The following is a 24,329-nucleotide window of genomic DNA, read 5'->3' as shown; positions in this document are numbered from 1 at the left end:
GCGCGGGCCCGCGGCGGCGGACCGCGTCCGAACCGGCCGCGCGGGCGTCACGATGAGCCAAGTCCTATCCGGGCCAGTCCTATCCGGGCCAGTCCCGTCCGAGATCCTGCTCGTCCCCCGGGGCGAGGCCGGGCACTTCCTGCCGGCGGCCCTCGGCTGGCTGGGCAAGCGGGTCACCGTCACCGCCGAACCCGGCCCGGCGAACCACGTCCTCTGCCTGCCGGTCCTCGATTTCGTGCGCCTGGGCTTCCCGGAGGCGAACGGGCGACTCGACCTCCTCGAACCGGGGGACGCCGAGAACCTCCGCGCCGGGCGCGCCGCGCTGCTCCTCGACCTCTCGAACGAGGGGCCGGGCCTGCACGCGCCGACCTTCGAAGCGCTGCACCGGAACCTCGAAGACCGCGGGATCCCGCGCGAGCAGGTGATCCTGGTCACGCAGAACCGGCTGCTGCGGCTCGACTACGAGCGCCTCTACGGCGAGGGCCTGCGGTTCTGGACCTTCGAGTTCTTCCCGCTCCAGGTCGCCCTCTGGCTGGACGACGCCGAGGGTCCGCGGCTCTTCCCCCAGCACCCCCTCGACCGCACCGGCTACGCGCCCTTCGCCCGCGCCGCCGGCCCGGCCCGGTTCCTCTGCCAGAACGCGGCCCTGCGCTGGCACCGGGTGCTGCTCTACCGCTGGTTCCAGCTCGCCGGGCTGGACCGCGACGGGCTGATCTCCTTCCACGGCATCGGCGAGGACAACCCGAAGGCGGGCGGCATCGACGTCTTCCACGCCCCGCCGGAGATCGAGGCGGCCTTCGGGCCGCTGCTCGCCGATGTCGGCAGCTGGATCCCGCGCCGGGCGCGGCGGATCGATGCCGATCAGGGCACCGACATGGTCATGACCCTCGACACGCAGGCCTACGCGGAGTGTGACCTGACCGTCATCTCGGAGACCGATTTCTTCGAGCCGGGCGTCGAGCGGATCACCGAGAAGTCGATCAAGGCGGCGGCAACGGGCCTGCCCTTCGTGACGGTGGGCGCGCCGCGCGCCGTCGCGCGGCTGTCCGAGCTGGGCTTCGAGACCTTCGGCGGCCTGATCGACCACCACTACGACCTCGTGTCCGACCCGGCCGAGCGGCTGCCGCTCGTGTTCCGGTCGATCGAGCGCGCCTGGGCCGCGTGCCGGGACGACCGGGCGCGCTGGCACCGCCTCGCCCGCGAGCAGGCCGAGGCCAACGTGGCCCACGCGCGGCGCGGATTGCTGCCGCAGTACGAGCGGGTGATGGTCGCGCCGCTGATCGAGCGGCTGAACCGGTTCATGGAGACGGGCGCGATCCTCCACTGAACGCCGCCCGCAGGACCTCCGCCATGCGCCGCACCGCCGGCTCGATCGCCCGCTCGGGCACGGCGGCGTAGCCGAGGAGCAGGCCCGGCTCCGCCGGACCGGAGTGGTAGGCCGAGAGCGCGACCGCCGAGATCCCCGCGCGGCCGAGCGCCGCCGCGGCGGCCACGTCGGTGAGGGCCGGGCGCCAGGCCGGCCCCGGCCGGGCGATGACGTGCATCCCACCCTCCATCGCGGCGATCGCCGCGACGTCCCCGGCGTGGCGGCGCGCGGCCTCGATCAGCGCCTCCTGGCGCAGGGCGTAGAGGCGGCGCGTCCGGCGCAGATGGCCGGCGAGGTGGCCGTCCTCGATGAAGCGCGCCAGCGCCCACTGGCCGATCCCGGACGGGGCGGGGCCCGTCTCGGCCAGCGCCTGATTGACCGGCGCGACGAGGCCGCGGGGCAGGACGAGGTAGCTCAGGCCGAGGGCGGGCAGCAGCAGCTTCGAGAAGCTGCCGACGTAGATCACGCGGCCGCCGCGATCGAGGGCGCGCAGCGGCGCGAGCGGGCGCCCGGCATAGCGGTAGGCGCCGTCGTAATCGTCCTCCACGATCCAGCCCGAGACCGCTTCGGCCCAGGCCAGAAGGTCGAGGCGGTTCTCCAGGCTCATGGCGTGCCCGAGGGGGTAATGGTGGGCCGGCGTCACCACCGCGAGCCGCGCGCCGGCCGCCCCCGCGGCGGCCAGGGCCACCGACAGGCCCCCGGGTCCGACCGGGACGGGGATGGGGTTCAGGCCGGCGCCGGCGAGGGCCTGCGCGATGCCCGGGAAGCCGGGCTCCTCGACCAGGGCGGTCTCGCCGGGATCGAGGAGCAGCTCGGCGAGCAGGCGCAGGCTCTGTCGGATACCCGCGGTGACGATGACGTCGTCGGCCTCGCAGGCGACGCCGCGCGCCTGCGCCAGATAGGCGGCGATGGCGGCGCGCAGGGCCGGCGAGCCGCGCGGGTCCGGCCGCTCGGTCGGGCCGTGGCGCCACTCGGCCTGGAGCAGGCGACCCCAGACCTCGAAGGGGAAAGCGTCCTGCGCCGGCCGGCCCAGCGCGAAGGCGTCGGGCACGCCCGGACCCGCCATGTAGCGCCGGCTCGAAGCGGACACGAGGCGGGCGCCCCGACGGGACAGGGTAGGTGCCGGCTCGTCCCCCGGGCGTCGGAGGGGGCCGAGCGCGGGCAGCGCGTCGTCCGGCAGGGTCGCGGCGACGCGCGTCGCGGAGCCCGGCCGCGCCGTCAGGTAGCCCTCCGCGGTCAGCTGCTCCAGCGCCAGGACGACGGTCCCGCGCGCGCAGCCGAGGTCGGCGGCCAGGACCCGCGAGGCCGGGAGCCGGGCCCCGCGCGGCAGCCGGCGCTCGAGGATCGCCGCGCGCAGGCCCTCCCGGAGCTGCGCGTGCAGCGGCGCCGCGGCCGCGGTGTCGAGGGTGAGCGTCAGGGGCAGGGGAACCCGGGCCATGCGGCAAACTGGTCCAGTCGCGGTGCGCGAATTGGACCTTTCGCCTGGACCGCCGAACGGTCAAGCCCGGATCCGCAAGATCGCCGCAGGACAGGCCCATGTACCAGCCGCCCCATTTCCGGGACGATTCACGCGCCGCGCAGCACGCGCTGATCCGCGCCAACCCCCTCGGCCTGCTGGTGACCGCCGGCGCGGGTGGCCTGACCGCCAACCCAATCCCGTTCCTCTTGGACGACGACGGTCCCCACGGGGTGCTGCGGGCGCATCTCGCCCGCGCCAACCCGCAGGGTCAGGATCTCGCCGCGGCAGAGGAGTGCCTGATCGTGTTCCAGGGGCCGCAGGGCTACGTCACGCCGAGCTGGTACGCGAGCAAGCGCGAGCACGGCCGGGTGGTCCCGACCTGGAACTACGCCACCGTCCATGCCTGGGGCCGGCCGCGGATGATCGAGGATACGGACTGGCTCGGGCGCCAGATCGCCGACCTCACCGCCCTGCGCGAGGCGTCCCGGGCCGAGCCGTGGGCGGTCGCGGACGCGCCGGCGCCGTTCGTCGCCGCGCAGGTTCGGGGCATCATCGGCATCGAGATTCCGATCACGCGGGTCGAGGGGAAGTGGAAGATGAGCCAGAACAGGCCCGAGGCCGACCGGCACGGGGTCATCGCGGGGCTGCGCGCCGAGGGCGAGGCGGGTCTCGCCGGGCTGGTCGCCGAGCGGAGCGGGCTGTGAGCGCGCGCCTCAACGGCTTCGGCCAGCCCGTCGGCCCGGCGCTGCCGGACTGGAGCCCGCGCCCGCGGCCGCCGCGCACGCCCCTGGAGGGCTGCTTCTGCCGGCTCGTGCCGCTCGACGCCGCGGCGCACGCGGACGCACTCTACGCCACGTACAGGGCCGCCCCCGACACGCGCGGCTGGACCTATCTCGGCGACGAGATGCCGGAGAGCGCGGAGGTCTACCGGGCGCGCCTCGCGCGGCAGCAGACGAGCGAGGACCCGCTGTTCCACGCGATCCTGGATCCCGCGGACGGCGACGCCCTCGGGATCGCCTCGTATCTCCGGATCGATCCCGCCAACGGCGTGATCGAGGTCGGCCACCTCCACTTCGGCCCCCGGCTGCAGCGGGCGCCCGCCGCCACGGAGGCTATGGCGCTGATGATGGCCCGGGCCTTCGACGAACTCGGCTACCGGCGCTACGAGTGGAAATGCGACAGCCTCAACGCCCCGTCCCGGGCGGCGGCGCTGCGGCTCGGCTTCACCTTCGAGGGCATCTTCCGCAACGCCGTGGTGGTGAAGGGCCGCTCCCGCGACACGGCGTGGTTCTCCATCACCGATACCGAGTGGCCGCGAGTCCGCGCCGGCTTCGCGGCGTGGCTCGACCCGTCGAACTTCGACGGGGCGGGTCGCCAGCGGCGCGGGCTCGCGGACCTGCGCGCAGCTGCGGGCTGAGCCGGCTCAGGGGCCGCCGGCCAGGAACGCCTCCGCGCTGCGCAGGCTGAGCGCCATGATGGTCAGGGCCGGGTTCGCCGCGAGCGAGCTCGGGAAGGTCGAGCCGTCGCAAATCCACAGGTTGTCGATGTCGAAGCTGCGGCCGTGCGGGTCGACGACGGCGCTCGTCCCGTCGCGGCCCATCCGGCAGGTCCCGAGCGTGTGGGCGACGCGCTCCAGCACCCAGACGTCGTCGGCCCCCGCCTCCTCCCAGAGATCGCGCATGACCTTGGTGGCGTGCGCGTTGAGGCGGTTCTCGTTGGTGCTGTAGCCGAAGCTGATATGGGCCTTGCGCATCCCGTGCGCGTCGGTCTCGTCGGCAAGGGTCAGCACGTTGGCGTCGCAGGGCAGCGTCTCGCCGTTGATGCCGATGCCGGCGAAGTGGTTGTAGCGGTCGAGGTAGTCGAGCAGCGGCTGCCCCCACAGGCCGCGCCCCCGCGCCGCCGAGTTGCCGAAGGTCAACGGCACCACGCCGAGGCTCTGGATCAGGTAGCCGCCGGCGAAGTCGGCACGGGCGCGGATGAAGTCCTCGGTGATCAGCGAGGACGGATAGCCCCGGTTCATGCGCACCTCGTGGTCGAAGGTGCCCCAGACCTGGGTCGCCACGTGGCCCATGTAGTTGCGCCCGATCTGGCCGCTGGAATTGGCCAGGCCGAGATGGAGCAGCAGGCGCGGCGTCTCGACCGCCCCGGCGCAGAGGAAGACGGCGCCGCAGCGCTGCCGCCGCTCCGCGCCGTCCTGCCGGTAGACCACGCCGGTGATCCGGCCGTCGGCGCCCCGCTCCAGGCCATGGACGAAGGCCTCGGCCCGGATCTCGGCGCCGTGGGCGACCGCGTAGGGCAGGTAGGTCACGTCCATGCTGGCCTTGGCGCCCGTGCGGCAGCCCTGGTGGCAGAAGCCGCAATTGATGCAGGCGTTGCGGCGGGGCCCGTCCTCGGACTGGAAGTCCCGCGAGACCACGGCGGCGGGCGCGTCCGCCCACCGGATGCCGCGGGCCTCGCAGGCCCGCGCCATGATCTGCGCCGGCCCGTTCCGCGGGACCGGGGGCAGGGGATAACGGCGGCCGGCATCCCACGGATAGCTCTGCGCACCGGAGACGCCGAGGAAGCGCTCGACCCGCTCGTAGAACGGGAGCAGGTCCTCGTAGGAGAGTGGCCAGTCGACCCCTTCGCCGCTCTCCGTGTGCAGTCGGAGGTCGCGGGCGTCGGCCCTCGGCACGAAGGCGCCCCAGTGCAGCGTCGAGCCGCCGACGCCGGTCCCGCTGTTGTTCGCCCCGAAGGCCTCCGGGGTCGAGCCGCCGCTCAGCCGCTCCTCGGTCCAGTAGATCTCGTCGGCCAGCGTCTCGTCGAAGGCGAAGCGCTCCGGGGTGAAGTTCGGTCCGGCCTCCAGGGCCACGACCTTCAGCCCCGCCGCGGCGAGGCGCGCGAGGAGCGGCGCGCCGCCGGCGCCGGTCCCCACCACGACCGCGTCGACGGCCTCGTCCGCGCGGTAGGTCCGCATCCCCGCGAGGTTCATCGTCCCGCCTCCGTCCGCAGCGCCCGCGGCTCCCAGGGTTCCGGCGCGTCGAGTCCGACGGCGTGGAAGCCCGGCAGGCCGTCCGCGATCTCGCCCGGCCGGTCGCCGCCGGCACCGATGCCCGAGAAGCCGATCCGCGCCAGGGCCGCCGGGTGGCCGAGCCAGAGGCGGACCGCGTCGGCGCGGAGATCCTCGAACCAGAACCGCATCCGGTCGGCGTCGAAGCGGCCGCCGAGGCTTTCCGGAACCTTCAGCGCCGCGCGCGCGCACAGGGTGAGCAGCCCGTCCTGCTCGGCCGCGTCGAGGGTCACGAACGGGCGGTTGCGGGCGATGCGGGCGGCGGCGTCGAGCGTCCGAAGGGCGGCGCGGTAGGCCTCCGCGTCCGGCGGCAGGGCCGAGAAGCGCCAGCCGTCCCCGTCGCCGGAGGAAAGCCGCCGGTCGAGGCGGGCGGCCAGATCGAGGTGCGGCACCGGCACGACGCGGGCGAGGGCGGCCCGCAGGATCGCGAGTTCCACCGGGTCGAGGGCCGCCGGCCGATAGGCGGGATCGCTCGGCGCGGCGCGCTCCGCGAGCGCCTCACGGAGGCGGCTGTTCACGCGCTCGGAGGCGATCAGCGCCGCGTAGTCCGGCGGCACCGCCGGGCCGGCCTCGACGGGCGGCCGGGGCCGGTCACCGAGATGGGCGCGCAGGTGGTCGGCCAGGGCCTCGGGCCGCTCCAGCGGCAGGAGGTGGCCGACGCCGTCGACGGTGACGAGGCGATGGTGCGCGAGGTGGGGCGCCGTGAGGGCCCGCTGCGCGTCCGGCCCGAGGTCGGCATCCTCGGACCCGGCGAGGACCAGCGCCGGGGTGCGCAGGACGCCGACCCGGCGGCGCCAATCCTCGTTGGCGCCCTTCTCGAGCCAGGCTTTCCAGGCGGCCGGCTCGGCCCGCAGGACGTCGGCCACCGCCCGCGCCTCGCTCTCGGGATCCAGGCCGTCGCCCACGTTGGCGCGCACGAAGGCCTCGGCCTCGCGGCGCCGGGTCTCGGGATCCGCGTCGATCCAGGCGAGCATGTCGGCGCGCCGGTCCTCCGGGATCGGCTCCGGGCTCGGCGGCGAACCGGAGACCAGGACGAGGTCGGTGAGCCCCGCCAGCCCCGCCTCGCCATCCTCGGCCCGGCGCGCGAGCGCCAGCGCAACCTTGGCCCCCATGCTGTGGCCGGCAATCGCGTAGCGCGCCGGAGCCCGCGCGCGGATGGCCTCGGCCACGTGATCGGCCATGGCGGCGACGGAGTAGCCCGGCGTGCCGGCGGCATCGCCGAAGCCCGGCAAGTCTACGGGCACGCAAGTCAACGGCGTCCCGTCGAGGGCGCGCGCGAGACGCTCCCAGCTTCGGGCACTTCCGCCCAGATAGTGCAGGCAGAACAGGACTTCGGGCTCGGACATCGGCGAGACATCGCGCGGCGCCGGAATGCTTCAAGCGTACGCGACGCCGCATGGCCGAAGTCTTGTCTCGGACTCATTGGCCGAGTCGTGGCCGCGTGCGATCAGGAGCATCGGAGGAGGCGGCGATGGCGGATCTCGAACAGGCCTGGCGCGTGGAGGAGGCCTGCCTCAACGCCTGGCCGAGCCCGCGCGAGCTCCTGGTCGACGGCTACCTGCTGCGCGCCGCCGGCGGCCGCTCGAAGCGGCAGAATTCCGTGAACCCCATGCGCGGGAGCGGCGCGCCCGGACCGGCCATCGCGGCGGCGCGCGCGATCTACGGCCGCCTGGGGCAGCGCCCGATCTTCCGCGTGCCGGCCATCGCCCCGCAGATGGAGCCGCTCCTCGCCGGCGGCGATTACGATGTGGTCGACGAGACCTGCACGCTGATCCGCGGTCTCGACGACCTGCCGATTGCGCCCGATCCGGCCGTGGCGGTCGCCGCGGCGCCCGGGCCGGACTGGCTGGCCCTGCGCGACGCGGTGAACCGCGCGGATGAAGCGGCCGCGCGGGTGTTCCGCGACACCGTCGCCGCCCTGGCCCTGCCGCGGGCCTTCGCGGCGGCAGCGGCCGAGGGGGGCATCGGCGCCATCGCCTTCGGGGTGCTCGACCGGGAGCTGATGGTCATCGAGGCGGTGGCGACGCCCGAACCCCTGCGCGGCCGCGGCCATGCCCGGCGCGCGGTCGGCGCGCTGCTGCGCTGGGGCCGCGGGGAGGGCGCCCGGGCCGCCTGCCTGCAGGTCGTGGCCGCGAACACGCCGGCGCGGGCGCTCTACAGCGCCCTCGGATTCGAGCGCGAACTGTACCGCTATCACTACCGGGTCGGACCGGAGCCCGGCTGAGACGCGGGGGTCGCGGGCCGGCCCTTACATCCGGCCGCGGCGACCGTTTCAGGCGTCGAACAGCGAGCCCTGCCGCGTCGGGGCGGGGCTCGCGCCGGTCCGCTTGCCGGCCGTCGCCGGCGCGGCCGCGCCGCCGCGCCGAGCGGGCTTCGCGGCCGGAGATGGCGCGGCCGACAGGGACGGATCGGCCGTCCCGTCGGGCACGGCCGTCACGGTCCCGTCGGCGAATTGCAGGCTGAGGCGCTGGGCGGCCGCCGCCTCCGCGGCGCGGCGGACGGGCAGCCCCGCGGCGTCGCGCACCAGCACGTAGCCCCGGTCGAGCACCGCGCGGTAGCTGAGCGAGCCGAGCAGGCCCGCCAGACCGTCGAGCCGGTCGCGACGACGCTCGATGCCGCGCGCGCCCGCCTGGGTGAGGCGCTCCGACAGGGCGAGGAGCCGGTCGGTGCGGCGCGCCTGCAGCGCCCGGGCCCGTTCCAGGCTGGCCTCGCGCGCGACGACGAGGCGGCGCCCGAGCTGGACCAGGGTCTCGCCCTTGCGCTGGACGTCGTTGCGCAGGGCGTGGAGCGGCCGGTGGTCGATCCGCGCCAGCCGGGCGCGGGCGTTGGCGAGGGCCACGTCGGGCGAGCGGCGGGCCATCCGGTCGAGGAGCAGCTGGAGCCGCGCGCGGTGGCGGCTCGCGCCCGCCGCCAGCGCCGGGGCGAGGCGCGCCTCGGCGAGGTCGAGCCGCTGGCGCTTGGCCGCCAGCAGGGCGTCGGCGCTCGGAAGGGCGCGTCCGAGGGCGCGCAGGTCCGACCGGTCGCGGTCGATCCGGCGCCCGACCGCCCCCCGGCCGCGGGCCGACAGGTCCGCCACCGTGGCGATCAGGTCGGCGCGGACCGGCACCGCCATCTCGGCGGCGCCCGTCGGGGTCGGCGCGCGGCGATCCGAGACGTAGTCGATCAGCGTGGTGTCGGTCTCGTGCCCCACCGCCGAGATCAGCGGGATCGCGCTCGCGAAGGCGGCGCGGACGACGCATTCCTCGTTGAAGGCCCAGAGATCCTCGATCGAGCCGCCGCCGCGGGCCACGATGAGCACGTCCGGGCGCGGGATCGGCCCCCCGGCCGGGAGGGCGTTGAAGCCGCGGATCGCGGCCGCGACCTCCTCGGCCGCGCCGTCGCCCTGGACCCGCACCGGCCAGACGAGGACCGGACGGGGAAAGCGGTCCTCCAGCCGGTGGAGGATGTCGCGGATCACCGCGCCGGTCGGCGAGGTGACGACGCCGACGACCCGCGGCAGGTAGGGGATAGGCCGCTTGTGGTCCGGCGCGAAGAGGCCCTCGGCCGCGAGCTGCTTCTTGCGCTCCTCCAAGAGCGCCATCCAGGCGCCGAGCCCCGCGGGCTCCAGGCTCTCGATGACGATCTGGTACGAGGACTTGCCCGCGAAGGTCGTGATGCGGCCGGTGGCGACGACCTCCAACCCCTCCTGCGGCCGCTGGCGCAGGCGTCCGAACACGCCCTTCCAGACCACCGCGTCGATCCGCGCCTGCCCGTCCTTCAGGGAGAAGTAGGCGTGGCCCGAGCCGTGCTGGCCGCGATACCCCGAGATCTCCCCGCGCAGCCGGACGTGCCCGAAGGCGTCCTCGAGGGTGCGCTTCAGGGCGCCCGCGAGCTCGCCGACCGACCATTCCGGCTGGTTGGCGTTGAGCACGCTGGTCGGCGGGATGTCCGCCGCTTGCTGGGCTGCGGGGCGCGGGGGCGGCACGAGGGGCATGAGCCGACGCTAGGGGCCTCCGGCGGGACAGTCAAAGGCCCGCTGTGGAGACGGGATCGCTCGGCCGGCGCCGCGCCTGCGGCGCCTCTCCCTCGGCGAATGCCGCTCCCTTCACTCGACGGCGAGCTCGCGCGGCCGGTCGGAGATCGCCACCGGCGGGACCAGCAGCGACAGGAGCAGGGTCAGCCCCGCCACGGCGAACACCGTCCAGAACGTGCCGTGCAGGGCGTGCTCCAGGCCGGCCCGGATCGCCTCGCCGCCGGCCCCGAGGCTTGCTGGATCGTCGAGCAGGCGCCGCAGCTGATCGGAGTTCACCGCCGGGCCGCTCGACGGGTTCGCGAGCCGGTAATTCAGCACCGCCCCGAGGACGGTCGCGCCGAGGGTCGAGCCGAGGTTGCGCGAGAAGATGTTGGAGGCCGTCGCCGCCCCGCGCTGCGCCCAGGCGACGCTGTCCTGGATGATCACGATGGCGGCCGTGGACAGGAAGCCCATGCCGAGCCCCATCACGACCGAGCCGCAGGCCGCCACCGCCGGGGAGGTGTCGGGCCCGAGGGCCACGAAGGCGACCGCGCCGAGGGGCAGGAGCGTCGCGCCGACCAGCAGGATCGGGCGCAGGCCGAACCGCACGAAGCTACGCGCCGCCGTCGTGGCGCCGATCGGCCAGCCGAGCACCATCAGGGTCAGGGTCAGGCCGGCGATCAGGGGCGACTGCCGCATGACGCCCTGCACGTACATCGGCAGGAACGCCGTGAGCCCGATCACCGTCATGCCGGAGAGCAGCGTCGCGGTGTTGGCGGTCGCGATGGGGCGCTGCAACCATAGGCGGATGTCGAGCATCGGGTCCGGCGCGCGCCGCTCCTGGACGACGAACAGGGTCGCGGCCACCACGAAGGCCAGCGCCGGCCACAGGGCCGCTTCGGCCGACTCGCCCGCCTCGGTCAGCGCGATCATCAGCGCCGCGATGGCGGCGGTGAACAGGGCCGCACCGATCGCGTCGATCTGGCGCGGGCGGCGCTCGACGCCCTCGTGGAGGAAGCGCAGGAACAGGCCGGCCGCGATCACGCCGATCGGCAGGTTGATCCAGAAGATCCAGGGCCAGCTCAGGTGACCGATGATCAGGCCGCCGACCAGCGGGCCGGCCACCGACGAGATCCCCCAGACACTCGCGAGGTAGCCCTGGACCTTGCCGCGTTCCCGCACCGCGTAAAGGTCGCCGATGACGGTCAGGCTCACCGGCTGGATCGCCCCTGCGCCGACGCCCTGGATGAGGCGGAACAGGATCAGCGAGGGCATCGACCACGCGAGCCCGCACAGGAGGGAGCCCGCCAGAAACACCGCGATGCCGAACAGCAGGACCGGCCGGCGTCCGTAGAGGTCCGAGAGCTTGCCGAACACCACCGTGGTGGCCGTCTGCGTCAGCAGGAAGGACGCGAACACCCAGGCGTAGAGGTGAAGGTCGCCCAGATGACCGGCGATCTGCGGCATCGCCGTCGAGACGATCGTCGCCTCGATGGCGATCATGAACATCGACGCCATCACCGCGGCGAGGACCAGCGGGCGGCGCGTCTCGAGGGACTTGGGCATCGGGCCGATCTAGGCCCGCCGCGCCTGCACACCTAGCGTTGACCCGGGCAACCGACCTCTTCGCGGCGAGATCCGTGCGCGGGCGCACATCCGCTCGGCGTCGGCCCCGCGATGGGCGCATGGACGACACGCCCCGATGCAGCACGTGCATACATAATGCGGAACGCCCCAGCGCGACCGACTCAGGCCTCCGCGTCGGCGTCGAGGTCCCTTCCGCGGGTCTCGGGCAGCAGGAACGCGGCGATCGTCCCGACGAGGCTGAATGCGGCGAGGTAGTAGGCCGGCGCGAGCCGGTCGCCGGTCGCGGCGATCAGCCAGTTTACCACGTAGTTCGTGCTGCCGCCGAACACCGAGACGGAGACCGCGTAGACGATCGACAACCCGGCGCTGCGCACCGCCCGCGGCAGGGCCTCGGGAATGCCGACGATCACGGCCGCCGCGTTGATGGACGACAGCGCCGAGAGCAGGAAGGTGACCGCGTAGACGCTGGCAGCGCTCGGCGCCCGCACCACCCAGGCGAAGGCCGGGACCGCCAGGATCAGGATCAGCGCCCGCGGCCAGATCATCACCGGTCGCCGCCCGTACCGGTCGGCCAGCCAGCCGCCGAGCAGCGGGAAGATCACCGAGGCGAGCCCGAGGGCGATCGGCACCGCCGTCGCGGCGGTCTCGCTCAGGCCGAGGGTCGCGCCCGCGAAGACCGGCATGTTGGTGCCGACCGCGTTCGACACGGTCGAGGCCGCGATGACCAGGAAGGTCAGGCCCAGCAGGCGGCCGTGCTCGCGCAGGAGCCGGCCGACCACCGCCATCGTCGAGGCCGCCGCGTGCGGATCCTCCTCGGCGCCGGCGGTCTCGGGCAGGTGGCTGCGGATGATGAGGCCGACCGGTACGACGCACAGGCCGAGGGCGAACATCAGCCGCCAGCCCCACTGCGCCATCGCTTGGTCGCCGACCGCGAGCGCCAGGGCGGTCGCGATGATCCCGGCGAACAGGGCGGCGCAGCCCTGGCTGGCGATCTGCCAGCTCGTCACGAAGCCGCGCCGGTCCGGGGGCGCGGCCTCCAGCAGGAAGGCCGTCGAGGGACCGACCTCGCCGCCGAGGGCGAGGCCCTGCACGAGGCGTCCGGCGATGACGATGACCTGCGCCCAGCCGCCGATCGTCGCGTAGGAGGGGCAGGCGGCCAGCATGAGCATGCCGACGGCCATCAGCGCGATGGTGATCAGCATCGCGGGCTTGCGGCCCGCCCGGTCCGCGAAGGCGCCGATCAGCACACCGCCGATGGGCCGCATGACGTAGCCGATGCCGAACAGGGCGAGCGATGCCAGCAGGCTGTGGGTCGGGTCGTTCGCCGGGAAGAAGGCCTCGCCGATCGGCTTGGCGAAGAAGGCGTAGACGGTGAAGTCGTAGAATTCGAGGGCGTTGCCCAGGACGACGGCCCCGACCGACTTGCGGTCGAGAGTCGAATGATGCGCGCCGGGATGCGGTGCGGTCCGGGCGTCCATCAGCGGGCCGACCCGTCGACCGGGTGCTTGGCGAGACCGCCGGTCACGGGCGTCTCGCCCTCCGCCAGGGCCGCGTCGTAACCGGCCAGCCAGAGCGCGCGCGCCTCCGTCCTCTCCGCGTAGGGGCAGGCTTCCCGGGCGAGCCCTTTGGCGGGCGCGGCCCGGCCGAGGGCGCGGGCATCGAGGTCGTTCGGTGGCGTATCCATACGGGCGCAGCTCCGTTCCGGTGGGCTGCGGCGCGATGTAGGGCGCGGAGCGCGCGCGTCGCCGATCTCAGTGACGCGTCGGGTCCGCGTCGGCGGGCAGCGCCACGGCCTCGCTGAACGGGAATTCCAGCACGACCTCGCCGTCGTCGTCCGTGACCACGAGGCACGCCGTCATCAGCCGGGCCTGATCCTGCGGCTGGCGCAGGGCGGCGCGGATCGTCTCCCGCGCCGCCTCCCAGGCCGCGTCCGGATCCCGAAGCTCGATCCCGGTCGGGTCGGAGATGACGTCCTCGCCGATCTGCGTGTGGAAGAAGTAGCGCGGCATGGTCTTCACCGATTGCAGGGGTGCCGCCCCGGGCGGAGCGACCCACGACAGGTGGTGACGGCCGCGCGTCGGACCAGATCGCGGCGCGCCGCGCTGCCTCGGCCCTCAGCCGTGCGCGGCGCGCGCGGCCGGCGCGGCCGGGACCGGGCGCAGCGCCCGCACCTGACCGGTGGAACCGCCCGCGCGGTGCTGCTTCTCCATCGCCATGAGCGGCCGCAGCTCGGGCTCGGCGAAATCGAGGAGCTTGGCGTTGCGCCAGCGCGGCTTGCCGGAGCCGCGGCCGAACCAGCGGGGGCGCTCCTCCTCGACCAGGAGCACCAGCCGCCCTGTCCAGGTCTTCCGGAACCAGAAACGCCCTGTCAGAGACATCGTCCCATCCTCGCCGTCGAGCCGCCCCCGGTCTGGCCGCCTCAATAGCGAACTTGGCTGTTCGCGTACTGATTGAGGACGCGGGCGAACAGGCGCACCACCGATATCCACAGCGTCACGCCGGGACTGCGGGGGACTCGGGGCACGATCAGTGCGCGATATGCCGGACCGACAGCGCCAGCACGACGAGCCAGACGAGCCCCGAGAGACCGAACACGAAGCCGCGGAGGATCGCCGCTTCCAGCGCCGCGTGTGCGGAGCGCGGCTCCGAAGCCCGCTCCCTCCGCGAAGGCTCGGGACGCGCCCGGACCGGGCGCTGCTCCGGCACGGTGAGCAGGCGGGTCAGGCTGTCGGGGAGCGGTCTCGGATCGGGCTGCACGGCAGCCGCGAGCCTAGCGCGTCACGCGCCCGCGCGACAGGCCGCTCGGAGCGTCGGCAGGCTCATGTCGGCAGGCTCACGGGGGAGCACCGATTTGTCGCGCCCATACCCCATGCTACAGCTCGCCCCCCGGGCGGCCAGTCAGCCCGTCGGTCCGCGCGCATGTCCCTGCCACCTGTTCTGATCACCGGCGTGGCCGGCTTCATCGGGAACCAGCTTGCCTTGCGCCTCCTCGAAGAGGGCCGGCAGGTCGTCGGCCTGGACAGCGTCAACGCCTATTACGACGTGCGCCTCAAGGAAGCCCGGCTGCAACGCCTCGCGGATTTCCCGGGCTACAGCTTCGCGCGCCTCGACCTCGCCGAACGCGACGGCCTCGACGCGCTGTTCCGCCGCCACGCGTTCCGCACGGTGATCCACCTCGCGGCCCAGGCCGGCGTGCGCTACTCGCTCACCGATCCGCACGCCTACGCGGCGAGCAACCTCGTCGGCTTCCTGAACATCCTTGAGGCCTGCCGCCACGGCGGCGTGGGACACCTCCTCTACGCGTCCTCCAGCTCCGTCTACGGCGGCGTCGCCGCGATGCCGTTCTCGGTGCACCAGAACGTCGACCATCCGCTCAGCCTCTACGCCGCGACCAAGAAGGCGAACGAGCTGATGGCGCACAGCTACAGCCATCTCTACGGCCTGCCGACGACGGGCCTGCGCTTCTTCACCGTCTACGGCCCCTGGGGCCGGCCCGACATGGCGCTGTACCTGTTCACCCGCGCGATCCTGGCGGGCGAACCGATCCGCGTGTTCAACGAAGGGCGGATGCTCCGGGACTTCACCTACATCGACGACATCGTCGCGGGGATCCGGGCCCTGGCCGACCGGCCGGCCGCGCCCGACCCCGCGTGGAGCGGCGCGGCGCCGGATCCCGGGACCAGCTCCGCCCCCTACAGGATCTACAACATCGGCAACAACGAGCCGGTGGCGCTCCTGGAGATGATCGCCCTCCTCGAGGACGCCCTGGGCCGCAAGGCGGAGAAGATCCTCCTGCCGATGCAGCCCGGGGACGTCCCGGCGACCTACGCCGACATCGACGACCTCGTGCGGGACGCCGGCTTCCGGCCCGCCACGCCGCTGAAGACTGGGATCGGGCGCTTCGTCGACTGGTATCGGACCTATCACGGGATCTGAGGGAACGGCGCCGCGCGCCGTCGCACGGAGCCAATCCGTTCACGCGGTGTTGAGTGGGGCGGCGGCCCGCAGCAGCCGCCAACCGGCCCCGGATGACGGCTATCCCAGACTGGGCCGTTGCGCGCGCCGGGCACATTCATTTAGAGCTGTTCCAGGCAGGCAAGCTCTGCCCGCATCGCTGCCCAAGCGGCGGCCAACAGGAGGAAATCCATGCGTTCACTCGTTTTCGGCGCCGTCCTTGCCGTCGTGATGCCGTTCGCCGCGCAGGCCCAGGACGCCGGCGACGCCGCGGCCGGCGAGAAGGCGTTCGCCCCCTGCAAGGCGTGCCACAACTTCCAGAAGAACGGCGTGGGTCCCGACCTGAAGGGCGTCGTCGGCCGCAAGGCGGGCACCTACGAGGGCTACAACTACTCCGCCGCCCTGAAGAACTCCGGCATCACCTGGGACGAGGCTAACCTGCACGAGTGGCTGAAGAACCCGAAGGCGAAGGTGCCCGGCACCAAGATGATCTTCCAGGGCTACCCCGACGACAAGAAGATCAACGACGTCATCGCCTACCTCAAGACGCAGTCCTGAGACGCGAAGATCGGTACGAACCGGGAGCGGCCGCCCGGCCGCTCCCGGGGCTCCGGCCGCGCCCTAGTCGGGCGTGAGGCCGGCCTGCAGGCTCAGCCTGAGCGTGACGAGATCCTGAAGCAGGTCCTTGCGGCCCTGGATATCGAGACCGGTCATGCCCCCCGCCTCGTCGGGCAGGCAGGCGAGTTCCTCGCGCAGCGCCTCGCCGGCGGCGGTGAGGAAGATGCTGACCTGACGCTCGTCGACCCGGTCGCGGGCGCGGCGCACGCGCCCGGAGGCTTCCAGGCGCTTCAGGAGCGGCGTCAGCGTCCCCGAATCCAGGAACAGGCGGTTCCCGATTTCCTTGACCGACAATCCGTCCTGCTCCCACAAGACCAGCAGGACGAGGTATTGCGGATAGGTCAGTTCGTGGCGCCCCAGGAGGTTGCGGTAGGCGCGGCCGAACGCGTGCGCGGCGGTGTAGACCGCGAAGCACAGCTGATTGTCGAGGCGCTGCCGCTCCCGCTGCGAAAGCTGGTCGGCACGCGTGTGCCCCGCTCGATCCGGCTCGATGCCGATCTGCGAGGCCGTGGGGCCTGACATAGGAAAACTCTCTCTGGTAAAGGCTGGCTCGCGTACCGGTATGGCGAGGGGCTACTTCTAGGCAGTTCGCTAAACGTATACAATTGGGGCGACCGACCGAGAGTTGCCACACCGTCCGCCCGGCAGCGCTCAGCCATCCATCAGCGGATGCAGATCGCGGACCATCGCCTTCAGGCGCTCGTCGAGGACGTGCGTGTAGATCTGCGTCGTCGAGATGTCGGCGTGGCCGAGCAGCTCCTGGACGATGCGCAGGTCGGCGCCGTTCTGCAGGAGGTGACTCGCGAAGGCGTGGCGGAGCACGTGGGGGCTCACCCGATCCGGGTGGAGCCCCGCCGCCGAGGCCAGCACCTTGAGATCGCGGGCGAAGGCCTGCCGGGTGAGATAGCCGCTGTCGCTGTCGGCGGGAAACAGCCACGGGTTGTCCTCCGGCACGGCCGGAAGATGCACCGCCATCGCGGTGCGGGCCGCATCGGTCAGGGGCACGAGGCGCTCGCGGCCGCCCTTGCCCTTGACGATGAGGTAGCGCTCGCGCGTCGCGCCCGCCGCGCGGGGCAGGGCGACCAGTTCCGAGACGCGCAGGCCCGTGGCGTAGAGCAACTCGAGCAGGCACGCCATCCGGCGTGCCCGCCGGGCCGGGCCGGGGGCCTGATCGGCGGCGGCGGCCGCCTGCGCCGTGGCGAGCAGCCGGTCGACCTCCGCGATGGACAGGACCTTGGGGAGCGCGCGCCCGCGGCGCGGACCGGACACCGCGACACTCGGATCGCTCTCGGCGCCGCCCTCGGCGTAGAGGAACTTGTGGAAACCGCGCACGCAGGACAGGCGCCGCGCCGCCGAGGACGCCTTCAGGCCCCGGGTCTCGAGGTCGATCAGGAAGGCCCGCAGCGTGCCGGCCTCCACGTCGCCGAGCGCCGTGCCCGAGCGCGCGAGATAGTCGAGGTAATCGTCCAGGTCCCGGCGGTAGGCGCTCAGGGTGTTCAGTCCGGCACCGCGCTCGGCGGCCAGCATGTCGAGATACTCGGCGACCTCGGGGCGCGGCGCCCGGGCGGCGTCGCCGCTGCCCTCCGGCCCGCTCAACGGTTGCCCGGCTGCAGCTTCGAGGCGGGGATGGTCACGCTCATCTCCCGCGGCGTCGGCTGGACGAAATGCGCGAGCGCGAACATGGCCGCGTAGACCAGACCCGCCAGGATCGCGAGGGTGGCAAAGAAACGGAACAGGGTCGGCACGTCGGTCGAACCTCGGGCAGACGGGCGCTGGCGGCGGGGAGGGGGCGGGCGAAGGCCTTCTCCGAGCCGCCGCCGATGCCCGGGTTCGACCACGTGAACGAGGCGCTGACAAGGCCCACGACGACACAGGGATGCGTTTCGCAGGCCGCTTGAAACGCGCTAAGAGCCTGCCGCAGGATGTGAGGCTGCCCGGGCGACAGGCGCGCGGGGGCCGGTGGAGAGGCGGGGACGCCGCACGGATGCGATGCAGGAGTCGATGCAGGAGGCCATGAGCGGGGAGGAGGCGGGGGAACCGATCGAGGCGCGTCTGCGCCGCGCGCTCGGCCTGCGCTCGATCGTGCTCGTGGGCCTCATGGGAGCGGGCAAGAGCACCGTCGGCCGCCGTCTGGCGAGCCGCCTCGGCCTGATCTTCAAGGATGCCGACATCGAGATCGAGGCCGCGGCCGGCCTGACGATCCCCGACATCTTCGCGATCTACGGCGAGCCGAGCTTCCGCGACGGCGAGGAGCGGGTGATCTCGCGCCTGCTGCGGGCCGGTCCGCTGGTCCTGGCGACGGGCGGCGGCGCCTACCTGCGCGAGGCGACCCGCGCGCGCATCGCGGAATCGGCGGTCTCCGTCTGGCTGAAGGCCGATCTGGACGTGCTGATGCGGCGCGTGCGCAAGCGCGGCAACCGCCCGCTGCTGCAGACCGAGGATCCCGAGGCGACGATGCGAGACCTGATGGCCGTGCGCCACCCGGTCTACGCCGCAGCCGACGTGATGGTCATCTCGCGGGAGGTCTCGCATGACCGGGTCGTCCAGGACGTGCTGGAGGCGCTGGATGCCCATCTCAGCGGCGAAGGATCCATCCCCGTGGCCGCCCAGTGAGACCCGAGCGAACCGATCCATGACCGAGCCTCGTCCGGACCTCCTGACCGTCCACGTGCCCCTCGACGCCGGCCGCGCCTACGACATCCAGATCGGACGCGGGCTGATCGACACCGCCGGCACCGCGGTCGCCGCGCTCGGGGCCCGCCGGGCGGCGATCGTGACGGACGCGACGGTCGGCGCGCTCTACGCCGCGCGGCTGCGGACCAGCCTGGAGCGCGCCGGCCTCCAGGCGGGCGTGGTGACGGTGGCGCCGGGCGAGGCCTCCAAATCCTACACGGGCTACGCGGAGGTCTGCGACGGTCTGCTCACCCTCAAGGTCGAGCGCGGCGACCTCGTCGTGGCGCTGGGCGGCGGCGTGGTCGGCGACCTCGCGGGCTTCGCGGCCGCCACCCTGCGGCGCGGCGTGCGCTTCGTGCAGGTGCCGACGAGCCTGCTCGCGCAGGTCGATTCCTCGGTCGGCGGCAAGACCGGCATCAACGCGCCGCTGGGCAAGAACCTGATCGGCGCCTTCCACCAGCCGCGCCTCGTCCTGGCCGACACGGCCGCCCTCGACACCCTGTCCGAGCGCGAGATGCGCGCCGGCTACGCCGAGGTCGCCAAGTACGGGCTAATCGCCGATCCGGGCTTCTTCGACTGGTGCGAGGCGAACTGGCGCGGGATCTTCGCCGGCGGCCCGGAGCGCGAGCAGGCGGTCGCCGCCTGCTGCCGGGCCAAGGCCGCGGTGGTCACCCGCGACGAGCGGGAGGACGGCGAGCGGGCGCTGCTCAATCTCGGTCACACCTTCGGCCACGCCCTGGAGCGCCTGACCGGCTACGATTCCGCCCGCCTGGTCCACGGCGAGGGCGTGGCGATCGGGATGGCGCTGGCCTTCCGCTTCTCGGCGCGCCTCGGGCTCTGCGCCGGCCAGGATGCGGGCCGGGTCGCCAACCATCTCGCGCTCGCCGGCCTGCCGACCCGTCTGCAGGCCGTTCCGGGCGGGTGCGGCGACGCCGAGGCGCTCCTCGACGCGATGACCCAGGACAAGAAGGTCCGCGACGGCGCACTGACCTTCATCCTCGCGCGGGGGATCGGCCAGAGCTTCATCGCCCCCGGCGTGGACCGGGCGGAGGTGGCGGCGTTCCTGCAGGATGAATTGGCGTCGGACCAAGCCGCCTGACGCCCGCGAGCGCCGGCTGTGGCCTTGCCTAACGCAGGCCGGGCCGCTATGAGCCTGCCACGTCCGGCGCCGGTCACCGCGCGCCGCCGACGGTCCCGTCGGGGCCAGGGCCGCAATAGCTCAGCTGGTAGAGCACCTCATTCGTAATGAGGGGGTCGGGGGTTCGAATCCCTCTTGCGGCACCATTTCCCCCAGGCGTTTCCCGAAAGCATACACGAGCGAGCCGCTGGCCAATGGCCTGTGCCGGCTCGAGCCCGCGCGAGCCCGTCGGCTGAGGCGCGCGGCGACGGGCGCGCTCAGGCGATGGCCAGCACGGCCGCGATCGCCGCCACGCCCACGGCGAGCCAGGCGGCGTAATCGCCGATCAAGCCGCTATGGAGCATTTCCAGCACGCGGGTCGGCGCGGATTGCGTCGCGCTGACCGGCCGGACCACGAACGCGGGCAGATGTCTGCGGAACAGCCCGTAGGCCGCGCCGGCCAGAGCGGCGGCGACCGAGGCCCAGGGGAGCCAGCCGGGCCCCTCCGCCAGCGCGTGCACGGTTGGCCGGTGCATGAAGGCCGACGCCGCCCGCGGCAGGGCGTGCTCGATGAGAGCCGCCGGCAGACCGATATCGAGCGCGAGGAGAAGGCAGCACGGCGCCAGCATCAGCCAGAGCGGCCGGTTGGCCTTCTCGCGCTCGTCCGCGCTCGGGGCGCCGGCCTCGTCGCCGGGATCGGGCCCGAGCCCGAGGAAGATCCGGCCCGCGGCCCGCAGCACCGCGGCCCCGGTCAGCGCCGCGCCGATGGCACCGGCCGCCAGCGCCACCCCGTGCCCCTGCTGCCAGAGCGCGCCCTGGACGAGGCGCGTGCCCTGGTCGAGCACACCGAGGGGCAGGCCGCAGAGCAGCAGCCCGGCCAGAGCCATGGCGACGCCGGCGGGCCAGATCCCCCGTCCGAGGCCGCGCAGGGCGATCTCGTCGATGCTGGCCTGGGTGGCGAGCAGGATGCCGGCGATCATGAACAGGGCGCCCTTCACCAGCCCGTGGCCGACCACGTAGACGAGCATCCCGCCGGTCCCGTCCACCGAGAGGGCGCCGAGGCCGGTGAGCATGATGCCGGCGTGCGAGATGGTCGAGAAGGCGAGCAGCCGCTTGAGGTGCCGCTGCAGCAGCGCCATCCAGCCGCCCAGGAGGGCGGTGAAGCTGCCCAGGCCGATGAGGAGCCCCGGCAAGGCGTGCTGGACCTGATCGGAGCCGCCGAACACGACGGCGCTCACCTTCGCGAGGCCGAACAGGCCGAGCGAGACCATCGATCCGGAGAAGATCACCGAGACCGGGCTCGGCGCGACCGCGTGCGCGTCGGCGAGCCAGAACTGGAACGGCACGATCGCGCCCTTGATCATCAGGGCGGCCGCGACGAGGCAGAACGCCCCGGCCACCACCGGATCCCGGCCGCCCCGCGCCACCGCCGCCGCGATGCCCTCGAAGTCGAGCGTGCCGGTCTGGGCGTAGATCAGCCCGATGCCGCCGAGCATCAGGAAGCCCGCGAGGCTGTTCACCACCGTGAAGTTGATGGCGCCCGCCAGCGACGACTCCGCCAGGTGGTAGGCCGTGAGCGCGAAGGCCGCGACGCTCATCACCTCGAACCACACGAACAGGTTGAACATGTCGCGGGTGAAGCAGAACCCGACCATGGCGGCCAGGAACAGCAGCATCAGGATGTGGAAGTGGCCGTGGGTGCGGTCGAAGAAGCCCCAGGCGAACACGAAGGTCAGCGCGTAGAGCAGGCCGATGAAGGCCGCGACCCAGCCGCTGGCCTCGTCCACCGAGAAGCCGATGCCGAGATGGACCCCGTCGCGCGGCTCCCAGCCGCCGAACCAGTAGACCAGCGGCCCGTCAGCGGCGTGGGTGGCGATGACGCCGCAGAGCGCCGCGACGGTGAGGGCCGCCAGCGTCGCCAAGATGTCGGGCAGGCGGCCGGGCAGGAGGTGCGCGGTCGCCAGCATCGCGGCGCAGACCACGAGCGGGATCGCGACGGGCAGGGGGAGGAGGGCGGCCGGGAAGGCGGTCACGGGGCGTTCCGCTCCGCGTTGCGCACGCGGCTGGACCCAGCATCGCGCCCGGACTTGCCGCCCGCGCGCATCGGTCGGAGCTTCTCCGGGTCCAGGCTGCCGCCGCGCTTGTAGGCCTGGATGGTCAGGACGAGGAGGAGGGCGGTGAGCGTCGCGCCCACCACGATGTCGGTGAGCACCAGCGCCTGCATCACCGGGTCCACGGCGGGCGTCCCCGGCGGGTGGTCGTAGAAGATCGGCGCGATGCTGCCCCAGCGATAGCCGAGGCCGAGCAGGAGCACGTAGGTCGCCGATTGGCAGACGCCGAGGCAGCCCACGAGATGGATGAAGTTGCGGCTCGTGGCGATGCCGTAGAGGCCGATCCCGAACAGCCACGCGGCGACCGCGTAGGGCAGGACACTGGTGACCGCACTCACGCGGATTCCTCCCCCGGCTCCTCGGGCGCGTCAGCCTCGCGGGTCTCCTCCATGAACTCCAGGAAGAGCTGCGTGAAACCGCCCGTCACCGCGAGGGCGACGCCGAGATTCTCGACCAGCATCAGGCCGCCCGAGAACAGGTCGCGGAAGGTGCCGAGCGGCAGGATGTTCTGCATGAAAGCGGCGCCGGTGAGCATCGGCACCAGCCCGCACAGCGCGAAGAGCAGCGCGCCGCCACCCTCCAGGGCATCGAGCCAGTGACTGCGGATGGCGTCGCGCCAGCCGGCATAGCCCTCGCCGAGGTAGATGAGGAGGGTGCCCGAGGCGAGGATGACGCCGCCCTGGAAGCCGCCGCCCGGCGTGACGGTCGCGTGCAGCACGACGTAGAGGCCGAACAGCGCGGTGAGCGGGCCGGCGACGCGGCACGCGAGCACGACGGCCTCGGAGCGCGGGATCACGGCCCGGCCGGGCCGGCGCATGGCGCTTTCGGAGTTGCCCTCGCCGCGCCGCCCGCGCAGCAGCACCACCGTCCCGGTGATGGCGGTGAGCAGCATGAATTCCTCGCCGAGGGTGTCGAGGCCGCGCAGGTCGAAGTTGATCGCGCTGACCATGTTGGCGACGTGCCGGGCCTCCGGGGTGATCGCGTTGATGCGCGCGCCGTACTGGGCGATCGTCGATCCGAAGGGCGGCAAGCCGGCGATCACCGCGGCCGCGCCCGGGAGGAGGACGAGGCCCGCGACGGCCAGGAGCGCGACGCGGGCGCGCGGGCTCACGATTCCTCCTCGGGCGGCTGCGTCCGCACGGCCATCAGGGCCACAAGGAAGAGGAGCGGCACCGCCGCCGAACCGACCGCCAGCTCCGAGAGCGCGACGTCGGGGGCCTGGAGGGCGTCGAACAGGATCGCCAGGATGAGCCCGTTGACCGCGATGGCGAAGACCTGCCGCGCGGGGTCGCGCACGAGGACCACGGCGGTGCCGGAGACCGCGGTGAGCAGGAAGAGCAGCGGCAGGATGACCGTCATGCCGAGCGGCCCTCGCGCATCAGCACGGCCCGACCCGAGACGTGCGACAGGACTGCCGCCCAGGCGAGGAACACCACCATCATCACCAGGATCTTGAGCGAGCGCCCGGAGACGCCGTCCGCGAGGAAGGCCGCCACCGTCACGAGGATCGCGGCCGCGACGTTCAGGAACGCGACGGCGTGCATCCGGTCGAGCGCCCGGGGCAGGCGCCAGAGGGCGAGGGCCGCGAGCCAAGTGGACGCCACGGCGAGAGCCAGGACCGAGCCGATCGCGACGCTCATATCCAGCGCTCCAGGAAGACCGCGAGCAGCATCGTGCCGGGCAGGTTGAGCAGGACCAGGGTGAGGGCGAGATCGGTGATCGACGCCTGGTCGGTGGCGAAGGCCATGAGCGTCAGGATCAGGACCGTGACGCTGCCGGCGAGCTGGTAGGCGGCGAAACGCTGGCCGGGCCGACCCCGCCACGCGAGGACCGCGGCCACGGCGAGCGGCGGCAGCAGCGCCAGGATGGCGACCGTCCAGACGCTCATCGCGCCTCCTCCAGGCCGTGCGTCACCACGGTTCCGTGCGCGCGGTCGAGGGTGAGCACGTAGCTGTCGGGGGCGAGCGACGCGGCCAGCAACCCGACCGCCCGCGCCGCCGGCGCCGCGTCGCCCTCCGGCGTGGCCCAGGCGATCTCGGCGGCGCTCCGCTCGCGGGTCGCGCCGCCGCCGGCGCGACCGAGGATCGCGCGCAGGAGGTGCAGCCCGACGCGGGCGCTCTGGCGCGGCATGTCGCGGATGGCGGGGCCGAGCGGGCGGAGCGCCTCACGGTCGAAGCGGAAGCGCAGCCCGCCGCGCCGTCCGACGCCCCACCACCAGAGCGTGCCGAGACTGGCGCAGCCGACGGCGGCCATCCCCTCGTTCAGGCTCACCGAGCCGGCGAAGACCAAGTAGGTGAGGGCGAGGACGACCCAGATCGCTGCGCCGTCGCGCCGCGAACGCTTCCCGAGCCCGCCGAACGGTCCTGCCTGCGTCGATCCTACCCGCATCGATCCTGACCGGCGC

At 73.4% G+C, this 24,329-nt stretch carries 28 protein-coding genes and 1 tRNA gene; 9 read left to right on the top strand and 20 right to left on the bottom strand.

Annotated elements, in window-relative coordinates; translation table 11 throughout:
• Nucleotides 1-52: 52 nt before the first annotated feature.
• Complete coding sequence (locus ACQKQD_RS20035; RefSeq protein WP_427509363.1) at nucleotides 53-1,327, top strand: hypothetical protein; 1,275 nt, start codon at nucleotides 53-55, stop codon at nucleotides 1,325-1,327.
• On the opposite strand, the gene ACQKQD_RS20030 is transcribed toward ACQKQD_RS20035, so the two are convergent.
• Nucleotides 1,299-2,804 (bottom strand): PLP-dependent aminotransferase family protein, encoded by a 1,506-nt coding sequence (locus ACQKQD_RS20030; protein ID WP_427509362.1) that lies wholly within the window; start codon nucleotides 2,802-2,804, stop codon nucleotides 1,299-1,301. The genes ACQKQD_RS20035 and ACQKQD_RS20030 overlap by 29 nt on opposite strands.
• Before the next feature lie 98 nt (nucleotides 2,805-2,902).
• On the opposite strand from ACQKQD_RS20030, the gene ACQKQD_RS20025 reads away from it, so the two are divergent.
• A complete protein-coding gene (locus ACQKQD_RS20025) occupies nucleotides 2,903-3,529 on the top strand; it encodes an FMN-binding negative transcriptional regulator (protein WP_427509361.1) in 627 nt (208 codons plus the stop codon).
• The gene (locus ACQKQD_RS20020) at nucleotides 3,526-4,242 is read left to right on the top strand and encodes a GNAT family N-acetyltransferase (protein WP_427509360.1); all 717 of its coding nucleotides are present in this window, start codon (nucleotides 3,526-3,528) and stop codon (nucleotides 4,240-4,242) included. The genes ACQKQD_RS20025 and ACQKQD_RS20020 overlap by 4 nt, the downstream gene beginning before the upstream one ends.
• Before the next feature lie 6 nt (nucleotides 4,243-4,248).
• Here the strand turns inward: ACQKQD_RS20020 and ACQKQD_RS20015 are convergent, their stop codons facing one another.
• Both ACQKQD_RS20015 and ACQKQD_RS20010 read right to left on the bottom strand, forming a co-directional pair.
• On the bottom strand, nucleotides 4,249-5,796 hold the full coding sequence (locus ACQKQD_RS20015; protein WP_427509359.1) for a GMC family oxidoreductase: 1,548 nt from the start codon (nucleotides 5,794-5,796) through the stop codon (nucleotides 4,249-4,251).
• On the bottom strand, nucleotides 5,793-7,220 hold the full coding sequence (locus ACQKQD_RS20010; protein ID WP_427509358.1) for an alpha/beta hydrolase: 1,428 nt from the start codon (nucleotides 7,218-7,220) through the stop codon (nucleotides 5,793-5,795). Before ACQKQD_RS20010 ends, ACQKQD_RS20015 begins: the two co-directional genes overlap by 4 nt.
• 125 nt (nucleotides 7,221-7,345) lie before the next feature.
• On the opposite strand from ACQKQD_RS20010, the gene ACQKQD_RS20005 reads away from it, so the two are divergent.
• Nucleotides 7,346-8,098 (top strand): GNAT family N-acetyltransferase, encoded by a 753-nt coding sequence (locus tag ACQKQD_RS20005; protein WP_427509357.1) that lies wholly within the window; start codon nucleotides 7,346-7,348, stop codon nucleotides 8,096-8,098.
• 48 nt (nucleotides 8,099-8,146) lie between these two features.
• On the opposite strand, the gene xseA is transcribed toward ACQKQD_RS20005, so the two are convergent.
• From xseA to ACQKQD_RS19970, 7 genes are all read right to left on the bottom strand, one after another.
• Nucleotides 8,147-9,847, bottom strand: a complete 1,701-nt coding sequence (gene xseA, locus ACQKQD_RS20000) for an exodeoxyribonuclease VII large subunit (protein WP_427509356.1) — start codon at nucleotides 9,845-9,847, stop codon at nucleotides 8,147-8,149.
• A gap of 111 nt (nucleotides 9,848-9,958) precedes the next feature.
• Nucleotides 9,959-11,431, bottom strand: coding sequence for an MDR family MFS transporter (locus tag ACQKQD_RS19995; RefSeq protein ID WP_427509355.1), 1,473 nt, complete (start codon nucleotides 11,429-11,431; stop codon nucleotides 9,959-9,961).
• Between the two features lie 182 nt (nucleotides 11,432-11,613).
• Nucleotides 11,614-12,930 carry an MFS transporter gene (locus tag ACQKQD_RS19990; protein ID WP_020093437.1) on the bottom strand — a complete coding sequence of 439 codons (1,317 nt, stop codon included), beginning with the start codon at nucleotides 12,928-12,930 and terminating at the stop codon, nucleotides 11,614-11,616.
• On the bottom strand, nucleotides 12,930-13,136 hold the full coding sequence (locus ACQKQD_RS19985) for a ribosome modulation factor (RefSeq protein ID WP_427509354.1): 207 nt from the start codon (nucleotides 13,134-13,136) through the stop codon (nucleotides 12,930-12,932). Before ACQKQD_RS19985 ends, ACQKQD_RS19990 begins: the two co-directional genes overlap by 1 nt.
• A 67-nt stretch (nucleotides 13,137-13,203) precedes the next feature.
• Nucleotides 13,204-13,461 (bottom strand): DUF6894 family protein, encoded by a 258-nt coding sequence (locus tag ACQKQD_RS19980; RefSeq protein ID WP_020093435.1) that lies wholly within the window; start codon nucleotides 13,459-13,461, stop codon nucleotides 13,204-13,206.
• Between the two features lie 105 nt (nucleotides 13,462-13,566).
• Nucleotides 13,567-13,830: a hypothetical protein gene (locus tag ACQKQD_RS19975; protein WP_427509353.1), complete on the bottom strand. Its 264-nt coding sequence runs from the start codon at nucleotides 13,828-13,830 to the stop codon at nucleotides 13,567-13,569.
• A 148-nt stretch (nucleotides 13,831-13,978) separates the two neighbouring features.
• On the bottom strand, nucleotides 13,979-14,209 hold the full coding sequence (locus ACQKQD_RS19970; protein WP_020093433.1) for a hypothetical protein: 231 nt from the start codon (nucleotides 14,207-14,209) through the stop codon (nucleotides 13,979-13,981).
• A 162-nt stretch (nucleotides 14,210-14,371) separates the two neighbouring features.
• On the opposite strand from ACQKQD_RS19970, the gene ACQKQD_RS19965 reads away from it, so the two are divergent.
• The gene (locus ACQKQD_RS19965) at nucleotides 14,372-15,388 is read left to right on the top strand and encodes an NAD-dependent epimerase (protein WP_427509352.1); all 1,017 of its coding nucleotides are present in this window, start codon (nucleotides 14,372-14,374) and stop codon (nucleotides 15,386-15,388) included.
• A gap of 210 nt (nucleotides 15,389-15,598) precedes the next feature.
• A complete protein-coding gene (locus ACQKQD_RS19960) occupies nucleotides 15,599-15,964 on the top strand; it encodes a c-type cytochrome (RefSeq protein WP_042673136.1) in 366 nt (121 codons plus the stop codon).
• Between the two features lie 63 nt (nucleotides 15,965-16,027).
• On the opposite strand, the gene ACQKQD_RS19955 is transcribed toward ACQKQD_RS19960, so the two are convergent.
• The 3 genes from ACQKQD_RS19955 to ACQKQD_RS19945 all read right to left on the bottom strand — a co-directional run bounded on the left by ACQKQD_RS19955 (nucleotide 16,028) and on the right by ACQKQD_RS19945 (nucleotide 17,769).
• On the bottom strand, nucleotides 16,028-16,546 hold the full coding sequence (locus ACQKQD_RS19955; RefSeq protein WP_427509351.1) for a MarR family winged helix-turn-helix transcriptional regulator: 519 nt from the start codon (nucleotides 16,544-16,546) through the stop codon (nucleotides 16,028-16,030).
• 129 nt (nucleotides 16,547-16,675) lie between these two features.
• The gene (locus ACQKQD_RS19950; protein ID WP_091977005.1) at nucleotides 16,676-17,620 is read right to left on the bottom strand and encodes a site-specific tyrosine recombinase XerD; all 945 of its coding nucleotides are present in this window, start codon (nucleotides 17,618-17,620) and stop codon (nucleotides 16,676-16,678) included.
• Nucleotides 17,617-17,769, bottom strand: coding sequence for a hypothetical protein (locus tag ACQKQD_RS19945; RefSeq protein WP_012317685.1), 153 nt, complete (start codon nucleotides 17,767-17,769; stop codon nucleotides 17,617-17,619). The genes ACQKQD_RS19950 and ACQKQD_RS19945 overlap by 4 nt, the downstream gene beginning before the upstream one ends.
• 244 nt (nucleotides 17,770-18,013) lie before the next feature.
• On the opposite strand from ACQKQD_RS19945, the gene ACQKQD_RS19940 reads away from it, so the two are divergent.
• From ACQKQD_RS19940 to ACQKQD_RS19930, 3 genes are all read left to right on the top strand, one after another.
• Nucleotides 18,014-18,637: a shikimate kinase gene (locus ACQKQD_RS19940; protein ID WP_020093428.1), complete on the top strand. Its 624-nt coding sequence runs from the start codon at nucleotides 18,014-18,016 to the stop codon at nucleotides 18,635-18,637.
• Between the two features lie 19 nt (nucleotides 18,638-18,656).
• Complete coding sequence (gene aroB, locus ACQKQD_RS19935) at nucleotides 18,657-19,796, top strand: 3-dehydroquinate synthase (RefSeq protein WP_427509350.1); 1,140 nt, start codon at nucleotides 18,657-18,659, stop codon at nucleotides 19,794-19,796.
• Nucleotides 19,797-19,905: 109 nt separating this feature from the next.
• Nucleotides 19,906-19,981, top strand: a tRNA-Thr gene (locus ACQKQD_RS19930).
• 111 nt (nucleotides 19,982-20,092) lie between these two features.
• On the opposite strand, the gene ACQKQD_RS19925 is transcribed toward ACQKQD_RS19930, so the two are convergent.
• The 7 genes from ACQKQD_RS19925 to ACQKQD_RS19895 are packed head-to-tail and all read right to left on the bottom strand — an operon-like array spanning nucleotide 20,093 to nucleotide 24,313.
• Nucleotides 20,093-21,847, bottom strand: coding sequence for a complex I subunit 5 family protein (locus ACQKQD_RS19925; RefSeq protein ID WP_427509349.1), 1,755 nt, complete (start codon nucleotides 21,845-21,847; stop codon nucleotides 20,093-20,095).
• Nucleotides 21,844-22,263 carry a sodium:proton antiporter gene (locus ACQKQD_RS19920; RefSeq protein ID WP_427509348.1) on the bottom strand — a complete coding sequence of 140 codons (420 nt, stop codon included), beginning with the start codon at nucleotides 22,261-22,263 and terminating at the stop codon, nucleotides 21,844-21,846. Before ACQKQD_RS19920 ends, ACQKQD_RS19925 begins: the two co-directional genes overlap by 4 nt.
• Nucleotides 22,260-23,036 (bottom strand): MnhB domain-containing protein, encoded by a 777-nt coding sequence (locus ACQKQD_RS19915; RefSeq protein WP_427509347.1) that lies wholly within the window; start codon nucleotides 23,034-23,036, stop codon nucleotides 22,260-22,262. The genes ACQKQD_RS19920 and ACQKQD_RS19915 overlap by 4 nt, the downstream gene beginning before the upstream one ends.
• Nucleotides 23,033-23,284 (bottom strand): Na(+)/H(+) antiporter subunit B, encoded by a 252-nt coding sequence (locus tag ACQKQD_RS19910; protein ID WP_056525210.1) that lies wholly within the window; start codon nucleotides 23,282-23,284, stop codon nucleotides 23,033-23,035. Before ACQKQD_RS19910 ends, ACQKQD_RS19915 begins: the two co-directional genes overlap by 4 nt.
• A complete protein-coding gene (locus ACQKQD_RS19905) occupies nucleotides 23,281-23,565 on the bottom strand; it encodes a monovalent cation/H(+) antiporter subunit G (protein ID WP_427509346.1) in 285 nt (94 codons plus the stop codon). Before ACQKQD_RS19905 ends, ACQKQD_RS19910 begins: the two co-directional genes overlap by 4 nt.
• Complete coding sequence (locus ACQKQD_RS19900) at nucleotides 23,562-23,813, bottom strand: monovalent cation/H+ antiporter complex subunit F (RefSeq protein ID WP_020093421.1); 252 nt, start codon at nucleotides 23,811-23,813, stop codon at nucleotides 23,562-23,564. Before ACQKQD_RS19900 ends, ACQKQD_RS19905 begins: the two co-directional genes overlap by 4 nt.
• A complete protein-coding gene (locus tag ACQKQD_RS19895; protein WP_427509345.1) occupies nucleotides 23,810-24,313 on the bottom strand; it encodes a hypothetical protein in 504 nt (167 codons plus the stop codon). The genes ACQKQD_RS19900 and ACQKQD_RS19895 overlap by 4 nt, the downstream gene beginning before the upstream one ends.
• Between the last annotated feature and the right edge of the window lie 16 nt (nucleotides 24,314-24,329).

The organism is Methylobacterium sp. NPDC080182 (assembly GCF_050281105.1).
GTDB lineage: Bacteria > Pseudomonadota > Alphaproteobacteria > Rhizobiales > Beijerinckiaceae > Methylobacterium.
The sequence above is the reverse complement of the archived record's forward strand: the minus strand, read 5'-3'. Positions and strand labels throughout refer to the sequence as shown.